Below are 7953 nucleotides of genomic sequence, written 5' to 3'. Positions count from 1 at the left end.
CAGTAAGGGTTTCGACATTTATCGCCTGCTCCGGTATCCCCTGGCTGACTCCTCTTTTAACTATGGGGTCTTTTTTTGGGCCCAAATACGGCTTTGGGGCGGACTATTTCCCGCGCATGGGTATAAGGACTCAGTGGTTCAACATGATGGGGCTTACTTGGAGTAGAGGTTAGGCAAAGTTAGAGTGTAAGGTGTGAGGCTGCATCATGGGCTTAGGATGACAGAAGCAGGCTGGTGCATGAGTCATATATATGTAAGTGGTGTCTGCATTTCTTGGACTTTACGGAGGGAGGTTTGGATCTCAGATTGAGCCGATCGCCCTTAACGATTCCTCTGATTCAAAATCCCGAAGTTGACACGACACGGTACTCTAACCCCGATCGAACTCCCAGGAATCGATCGCCCGCAAATACACTCTCCTGAATTACACCCCCAAACTCCTTCAGTTACGCCAGTTATCAGCCTTTGATGATCGAGGGCGAGTTGGTATCCTCAACATCTACATCTAAAAAGTGCAAGTGACTCTCTTCCTGAGTATTGACAGCAATCACCAAACCTCTATTGCCCCAGGGAGCGATCGCCCGCGGTGAGGCGGGGCTGCTAAAATTCCCTACTTGAATCCCTTGACTGTTTAACACTTCTATCTGGCCCCCAACATCTGCCAATACCCATCCCCAATTAGCCACACAAGCAGACACGGGCAAACTTTCCAGGGGAATTCGCGCTACCTTGAGCGGCCACAATTTCATCAACAGCACCGCCGCTTTACCACCTTGGGGAATTCCCAGCAAAGTATAAGGCTCAGGTGTCAATAGGATCTGTCCGACGCTGGCAGACAACCGCACAGAACCCACAGGGGTGCCGCGGCGAGTGTAAACTCTAAAAATAGTTTGGGGATTTTTTGGTTCGTTATCCGGCCAAACTGCTAAGACGTGTCGCCGATCCAAAAACATTAATTCTGGTAAATAGTGTTCTGGTAACGGCACAGTAGCGATCAGCTTCAGGGCTTTTTTCTGATCGCCCGCCGTGCTGTTTCCAGCTAAAGAATAAAAACGCAGTTCGCCGGGAACCGCTACTGTCAACCAGTTGCCGCGAGAGTCTACAGCAGCTTTTAAAGCATCTGGCCCTTGCCTCAAACCCATATCCAGTAAACACTGAGGCTCCCAAGATCGCTCATTGAGCCAGTAAAGTTTTTGGGGAGTGAGAACGCAGCAGCCGTTGGAAACAGGTAAAATGCCGCGCACGATTTCCGCCATTAATGAAATCGAAGTAGACATTTCTCCTGTAACTAGCTGTTTTCCCGGCTGAGACCAAACCTTGACCTCTGTACCTACAGCAGCATAGAGATAGGTTTCAGTGGCAATTAAAGCGGTCAACGGTGCAGGAAGTATCAGTGGCTTGGGCTGCGAAAGCGAATAGCGCACAGTCCGAAGTAAATTAATAGCCGACTGTGATACTTTTTCCTCTTCAACTTCCAGCAAAGAGTCAGTTTCCGACTTCAGACTTTTATCACCACTTGTGGGATTTTCCCAGGGAATAATGCAGTCGCCCAATTGCCTGACAGCGGGGTCGTACATGATCAACCGCAGAGCTTGAGCCATTTGGGAAGCACTGGCAAAACGGCGGGCTGGCAGCTTTTCTAAAGATTTTTTGACTATTGCTTGCAAAGGTTCGGGGATGGCGTCTGGAAATTGCAAGCGTTGATTGAGGTGGGCCCACCTCAAGTCTCCGGGGGTTCCCCCGAAAGGGCGGTAGCCCATTAGCAATTCAAACAGCAGAATTCCTACTGCATATATATCTGACATCGGGGAAAAAAGACCGTAAAACCGCTCAGGGGCCATGTAAGCAGGGGAACCTACGGTAGCGTCGGGAGAAAGTTCTTGGTGGAGGCGAGTGGTACCTATTTCTGGCAGCCGACGCGCGATGCCAAAGTCAGACAGCCGGGGCGACCAACCTTTGGCCCCTAAAGTTAGGAGGATATTTTCGGGTTTGATGTCGCAGTGAACTACGCCTCGGCGGTGGGCGTAGTCTAAGCCGGCTAAAACTTCCATGACTAGCTGTAAACCTTCGAGCAGACGCAAGGGGCGGTCTTGTTTGAGTAGGTTGCGGAGGGTTCCTCCCTCGCAGTAGTCCATAACCAAGTACCTGCCTGTAGCTGTGTGTTCTAGAGCTCGGCAGGTAACGATGTTCGGGTGCTGCAAGGTGATCAGAAACCACAGCTCTCGCAAGAATTCGCTAGTTGGGGCTTTTTGATGACTAAGTTCTTTGAGAGCAACCAGTTGGCTGGTGAGGCGGGAGTCCTGGGCGGGAGCTTCTCGAACGCTGGCACAAAAGACTCGACCAAATTGTCCTTGTCCGACTAGCCCTAAAATGCGGTACTTAGAATGTTGCATCGGTCTAATTATAGAAAAAGCTTGAGCTAGTATTAAAATATGTAAATAATTCTGACAAAAATTCAAATTTTTGAATCGATCGCCAGGTACAGCCTATGTTATCTCAGGTTCATTCTCAGCCTCCTTGAGAGCGATCGCACAGTCGCACCTACTAAAATCCTTGAGCTTCGGAATCACTATCAATCTTGCCGGATGCCTGTACCCGATCTGGAACTACCTGTGGCTGCTATTTTAGTTGATCGCGACTATTACAGTTTTTTCAATGCCCTCCAGAAAGTTTCTAAGGTTTTAGCTTTTCAAGGCTAAGCTGGGGAATCGGGCCGAGGAAACAGCGATAGGACCAAAAAAACAGAAGTGCGGTTATGCCATAGGGGTTAGAGAGGCAGAAGCCGATGCTGTCGTCAAGGCATCTTAACCTTTTTGAGTGTTAGCCAAATTTTTTTGCGCTTTGAATAAGTTGATCGTAACTTGCTAAATACTGAACTTGACAGGAGCAAACATCAATATGGTTAAAATTATTAAACTAGATCCAATTGCGGAGGAAATAGCAGTCGAAACCCGATCGAATATCCTGTCTGCCTTACTTTCCAAAGACTTAGACGTTCTCAAGGAATGCGGGGGGCGGGGAATGTGCGCTACCTGCCATGTTTACATTAAAGAAGGCATGGAAGGCTTGTCGGACATGAACCGCCGCGAGAAAAGGACGTTGGAAGTCATTACTACGGCTAAAGCCAATTCGCGACTTGCTTGTCAGGCTCAAATTATGGGCGAGGGTGTGGTTGTAGAGTTGCCTGCGGGGATGTACATTAATGCTATTGAAAATGTCGAAGCTCTGATCGGCCGCCGGGCCCAGCAAGATTTATTACACCCAATTACGGGTCAAGTAGTTGTAGAATCGGGAAAGTTAATTACTCGTTCTATCGTTACACAGCTTAATGAAACCCGCTTTCAAGTAGGACAGTATTTAGTTCGCACTAAAGAAGCTTAAAACTGATATGTTTGTATTTTAGTAGTAGAGAAAAATCTATGTTGAGCCAACTTGCGCGTTTGAGCACGGAAACAGACGGACGGTACGCCAGTGCAGAAGAACTCCAATTTTTGAAAGACTACTTTCAGTCTTTGAATTACCGGATGAGTGCTTATAAAAAAATTCAAGCCTCTGAAACAGAAATTATGCGGCAAGTGGAAGCACAAATGCTGTCTCTAGACCCTAGTTTATTTCGGCGGGGGGCTAACGATATGACTGAAAAGTGCCGTGGAGATATTGTGCGGGTGTTGAGGCATTCGGCGGCAGCACTGTTGATTAATGATACTGAACGGTTGCGCGATCGGCTACTACTTTGGTTGCAAACTATTTTAGGCGCTGTTCAAGTTAGAAATACTGCGACCGTGACCTATGATGTGATGAAAAAGGTCCTCAAGCAATATCTCACGGTGGAAGAAAGGAACCTATTTTTTCCGATTCTGGACATCAACCGCACTTTACTGGGCAAATAATCAAGGGAGTTGACAAGTTAACGCCGATAAACTGTGCCGTTAGGAAGAGTGGCTCCAATCAACTTCGCTCCGGTCAAATCCGCCTCAGTGAGAATCGCTCCCCGGAGGTTGGCTCCTGTCAAGTCAGCTTTCTGCAAGTTGGCTTTACTCAGGTTAGCTTTGCTCAAGTTAATTTCATGTAGACAAGAATTAGACAGGTCGGCATTGATCAGGTAGGCTAGACTCAAGTTGGCTTTGCTGAGGTTTGCCCCGCTAAAGTTAGCTTCCATCAGATAAGCACCGCTCAAGTTGGCTTCGTTCAACAATGCCTCTGCCATATTGATTCCAGTTAAAAGTTTGCGGCTCAAGTCTACACCGCCCAGATCGGCCCCGCTGAGGTTAATACCGCTTAAGTGGCTGCCGTTCAAAGTAATGTTTCTCAGGTAGGTTTTGCTGAGGTCTGCTTTGCACAAATTGGCTCTATCCAAGCAAGCTTCGCTAAGGTCTGATCCGCTCAAGCACGCGCCGTTTAAATAGGCTTGAGTGAGGTTAGTTCGCCTGAGATTTGCTTTCAACAGGTTGGCTTTGCTGAGGTTAGCACGGGTTAAGTTGGCTCCGGCTAGGTTGGCTTTGGATAATTCGGCTCCGGTGAGTTGTGCTTCGGTCAAGTCTGCCTCTTTCAGACTCGCTAGACTTAAGTAAGCATCTTTGAAGTTTGCTCCGTTGAGATTGGATTTAATCAGATAGGCTTTACTGAGATTGGCCTGAGTGAGAACGGCTTTGGTGAGGTTAGCGGCGCTCATATCTGCACCTATGAGATTAGCATTGGGAAGAATTGCTCCGGTCAGGTTTGCCCAATTCAGATGAGATCCGGCTAGGTTGGCGCCGGTGAGATTGGCTCCGATGAGATTGGCTCCACTCAGACTGGCTGCCATGAGGTTGGCGCCGGTGAGATTGGCTCCGCTGAGGTCAGCTTTGCTGAGGTTGGCTCGACTCAGATGGGCTTTGGTGAGGTCTGCCCCGCTGAGGTTAGCACCGATTAAGTAGGGTCGTTGCTGGTGTTGGTTGAGGTTTGCCAAAATTAGAGTTGGGGCATCGCTGGAACGGTATAAATCGATCGGACTCAACACAATGCCGCGCAGATTTGCCAGTCTAAAATCTCTTTCGCCGGCTGCATATCGAGTTAGAAGTTCATTGGCGTCCATTAAGTTCTAGCAAAATATTTGAGGTTTTGATGGCTTTTAAATTTTAGGAATTTCTAGAGTAAGTTATGAATTTTCTTGCTGCTAGTTATAATCAGGTTTTATTTAAATTGCTAAAACCTAGTTTCTTGACTTAGGATATTTTTTATAATTTAACTCACAGTTTTGATGATACGGTGGATAATCTGACTACCAAAACTTAATTTTGACAGCTATTAGAAACAAAGTAATAGCTGTCAAATAAGTCAGTTTTTTTGGAAAAGTTGAGTGATAATAGCTTCATGGTCTTTTCCTTCTTCGACCATAGAATCTGCTGGTTGGAGGCGATCGCGCAGCCCTAAAATAAAGCGGTTGCAGTCCGAACCCAATGATTCGCAGGATGTTTGCAGGCAGTGAAGTTCTCGACCCGTAAGCTGACTAAAGAACGAACTTAAAATACCTGCTTCTAAAAAACAGGCTGGTCGCTTAGACTTGGGGGCTGTTTTAGCAAAAAGAGAGTTAGCAATTTTTACTATTAAGAATCCATGTTCGGAATAGCTGGGGTCTAGATCAAATGTTCCCCATCCATGAGTTTTCCAACACTGCTGTAAGGACTGAAGAAATTCTACCATTTCCATTTCAGAAACTGGCTGACCGTAGTATTCGCTGACTTCTTCGCAAAAACGCACGTAGAAGTTTTTACCCCACCAGCGACCGCAGTTGAAAAGCACGAGGCGGGAGGCTTGACCTGTTTCTTGTTCTAAGCCGATATAAATGGCTTGAATCAGTGTTTCTGGAAGTGCTAAGAGCCGATCGCCCCGTCGGTTTTCGAGGAGGCCGAGTTCGAGGTCGCCTCGGACGTAGGCATCGCTGGCAAAGTAGTTTCCAGGGAGTCGGGGCTGTTTGAGTAAGTCGGCAATATTAATCATCGGGAATTGGGAATTGGGAATCGGGAATTGGAAATTGGGAAGAAAGCTGATTATTTATTACCTTGATCAATAATAATTGACTGTGCTTGGTCGAAAAATGGTTGCAATATAGCCCTGGCTTGCTCGGAAAGCAATTCTTTTAAACGAGTTTGCAGCAGATTGCAAACAGTTGCTTCGATTTTTTGAGTTTGGTGGGCTTCGACTATGCCGGAAAGCCAGTCTACAAGGCGCTGTTCGAGAAAATTTTGATCGTTCAGCAGCATAGCCATAGCGCAGTACCGCAAGACTAACACCCAGTGTTTGAGCGATCGTTCTAAGGTTTCTTGTTTTTCGTCGGGGAATGTTTCTTGTAGTTGGTTGGCTACTGGTTGGAAGATGCTTGCTTCCTTCTCTCGCAAAAATTCGTAAATTTTTAAGCGCTGAACAAGGGTTACAGCTTGACGCTTAAAAGCTAGGAGTTCTTCGCCTTTTAAAAAGCGGTTTTCTGCCTGATCCAGCAGCGCCTCAATCTCAGGGTGCATGATTTTAATTAAGTGGTAATCGGTAATTGATAAAAGGAAGGAAGTTCGGCAACGAGCAGTGTACGGGATTTAACGGATTTAACGGAGGGATTTTGAAGGATGAGAAAAGAGAGGTGAGGGAAGATGGATGAGGGATTGCTCTATTTTTCATGTTCTATTCCCTAGACAGATTAAAACATATCGAATAGGTCATCAATGGTGACTTCTGCTTGTTCAGTAATAGAAATTACTGGCAAGGGTGGCGGTAGGGGTAGGGCACCTACTTCCGGAATTCCTTCCCAAGAAATAGCTTGAAAAAAGTCTGCTACTGGCTGGGTTAAACTCAGAAGTTGACCGGGGTTCGAGCCAGTTGGGGTTTCTAAAGATTTTCCCAGCCAATTATAGTGACCAAAGAATTCTTGGACGGATTGGCCCAACCATGAAGTTTGACTTTTCATCTTTCTTCCTGCCTGGAGAAATCCACCATTGCACTTTCGATCGCGAAATTGGTGGGAGGAAAGGCAGGGCAGGGAATGTGCCTTTCCAGGTTGTTTACCGCAATATTTCACCGTGTTGCAGTCGATTTTGAATATCGCGGGCGTTGGCACCTTCGTTGAGCCAGAATGCTGCTGCATCAATTTTATCTGGGTTGCCAAGCAGAAACTTGCAATAGGTTTCTCCCATTGAGTAACATTGGAGTTCTATGCAGCTCAGAGGCTTTTTGACTAAAGAGCCAAAGAAACCGGCGAACAAACCGGCGTATAGGTGACAAACCGGTTTGCCTACGTCGCCCAAAGTTCGAGCAACTGCTGAGTCAAAAAGGTTGATGAAGATACAGCCGTGTTTGCGATCGCTCATGTCCACTTCCCAGCGACCCCAACCTTGAGCTGTGAAAGGCCACCACCAAGTTTCTAGCAGAAACATGAGATTTGACTGGCGAATGTTCTGGCTGTATTCGGCACTAAACCATTTTTGAAAAAATTCGGAATCTTGGAGTCCCCATTGGCAACCAATAGTATACATGATGACAGAGGACGCAGGGCCGACTTCTTCTTCGAGTCCCTCCACCAAACCAATAATGAAGTCTTCGCTTGTAAAAATGTTGCGCGACTCGTTCCAGTCGTCAATTGTACCCATCTGGCGATCGAAGGCAAAAAAATCCTGAAATCTATAGTGGCTATGAGTTTTAGGATGATGTTGCTTTAGTAACGATTCGCTGTGGGGGGAGATTTCTTTTTTGGCGGTAGAGACCATTGGCGGGTTATTCCTTTTTGATGTAGTTTGGTGAAAATTAGAGTCAAATAGACTGGCCTGTGTATCCAATTTAACTTTATTTTTCTAAAGGTAGACACAGGGGAGAATTTTTTACTGCAATATAAAAATTAAAATTTCTAGGATGCTAAATTTGGGCGCTTGTTGGGAGTTCTGCCTTCGGACAACTGCTCTCTGAGTGCTGGCGAAAGTGGGTATAACC

At 46.5% G+C, this 7953-nt stretch carries 8 protein-coding genes; 2 read left to right on the top strand and 6 right to left on the bottom strand.

The features are described from left to right. Positions 1 to 458 precede the first annotated feature (458 nt). Entirely contained in the window at positions 459 to 2393 is a 1935-nt protein-coding gene (locus QUB26_RS24120; protein WP_333245448.1) for a serine/threonine-protein kinase, read from the bottom strand. 505 nt (positions 2394 to 2898) lie between these two features. Between QUB26_RS24120 and QUB26_RS24115 the strand changes: the two genes are divergently transcribed. Next, positions 2899 to 3381 carry a 2Fe-2S iron-sulfur cluster-binding protein gene (locus tag QUB26_RS24115; RefSeq protein ID WP_333057691.1) on the top strand — a complete coding sequence of 161 codons (483 nt, stop codon included), beginning with the start codon at positions 2899 to 2901 and terminating at the stop codon, positions 3379 to 3381. A gap of 38 nt (positions 3382 to 3419) precedes the next feature. Further along, a complete protein-coding gene (locus QUB26_RS24110) occupies positions 3420 to 3890 on the top strand; it encodes a phycobilisome protein (protein ID WP_333245446.1) in 471 nt (156 codons plus the stop codon). Between the two features lie 17 nt (positions 3891 to 3907). Here QUB26_RS24110 and QUB26_RS24105 read toward each other — a convergent pair whose 3' ends face one another. The 5 genes from QUB26_RS24105 to QUB26_RS24085 form a co-directional block, all read right to left on the bottom strand. Further along, positions 3908 to 5074, bottom strand: coding sequence for a pentapeptide repeat-containing protein (locus QUB26_RS24105; RefSeq protein WP_333245442.1), 1167 nt, complete (start codon positions 5072 to 5074; stop codon positions 3908 to 3910). Positions 5075 to 5316: 242 nt separating this feature from the next. Beyond that, positions 5317 to 5979 (bottom strand): V4R domain-containing protein, encoded by a 663-nt coding sequence (locus QUB26_RS24100; RefSeq protein ID WP_333057688.1) that lies wholly within the window; start codon positions 5977 to 5979, stop codon positions 5317 to 5319. 50 nt (positions 5980 to 6029) lie between these two features. Continuing rightward, on the bottom strand, positions 6030 to 6500 hold the full coding sequence (locus QUB26_RS24095) for a phycobilisome protein (RefSeq protein ID WP_333057685.1): 471 nt from the start codon (positions 6498 to 6500) through the stop codon (positions 6030 to 6032). A 170-nt stretch (positions 6501 to 6670) separates the two neighbouring features. Beyond that, a complete protein-coding gene (locus QUB26_RS24090) occupies positions 6671 to 6937 on the bottom strand; it encodes a hypothetical protein (RefSeq protein WP_333057683.1) in 267 nt (88 codons plus the stop codon). A gap of 94 nt (positions 6938 to 7031) precedes the next feature. Further along, positions 7032 to 7733, bottom strand: a complete 702-nt coding sequence (locus QUB26_RS24085) for a V4R domain-containing protein (protein WP_333057681.1) — start codon at positions 7731 to 7733, stop codon at positions 7032 to 7034. Positions 7734 to 7953: the final 220 nt, after the last annotated feature.

Origin of the sequence: Microcoleus sp. B4-C1, assembly GCF_036705285.1 — a bacterium.
Taxonomy (GTDB): domain Bacteria; phylum Cyanobacteriota; class Cyanobacteriia; order Cyanobacteriales; family Microcoleaceae; genus Microcoleus.
This window is presented reverse-complemented; position numbering and strand designations above follow the sequence as displayed.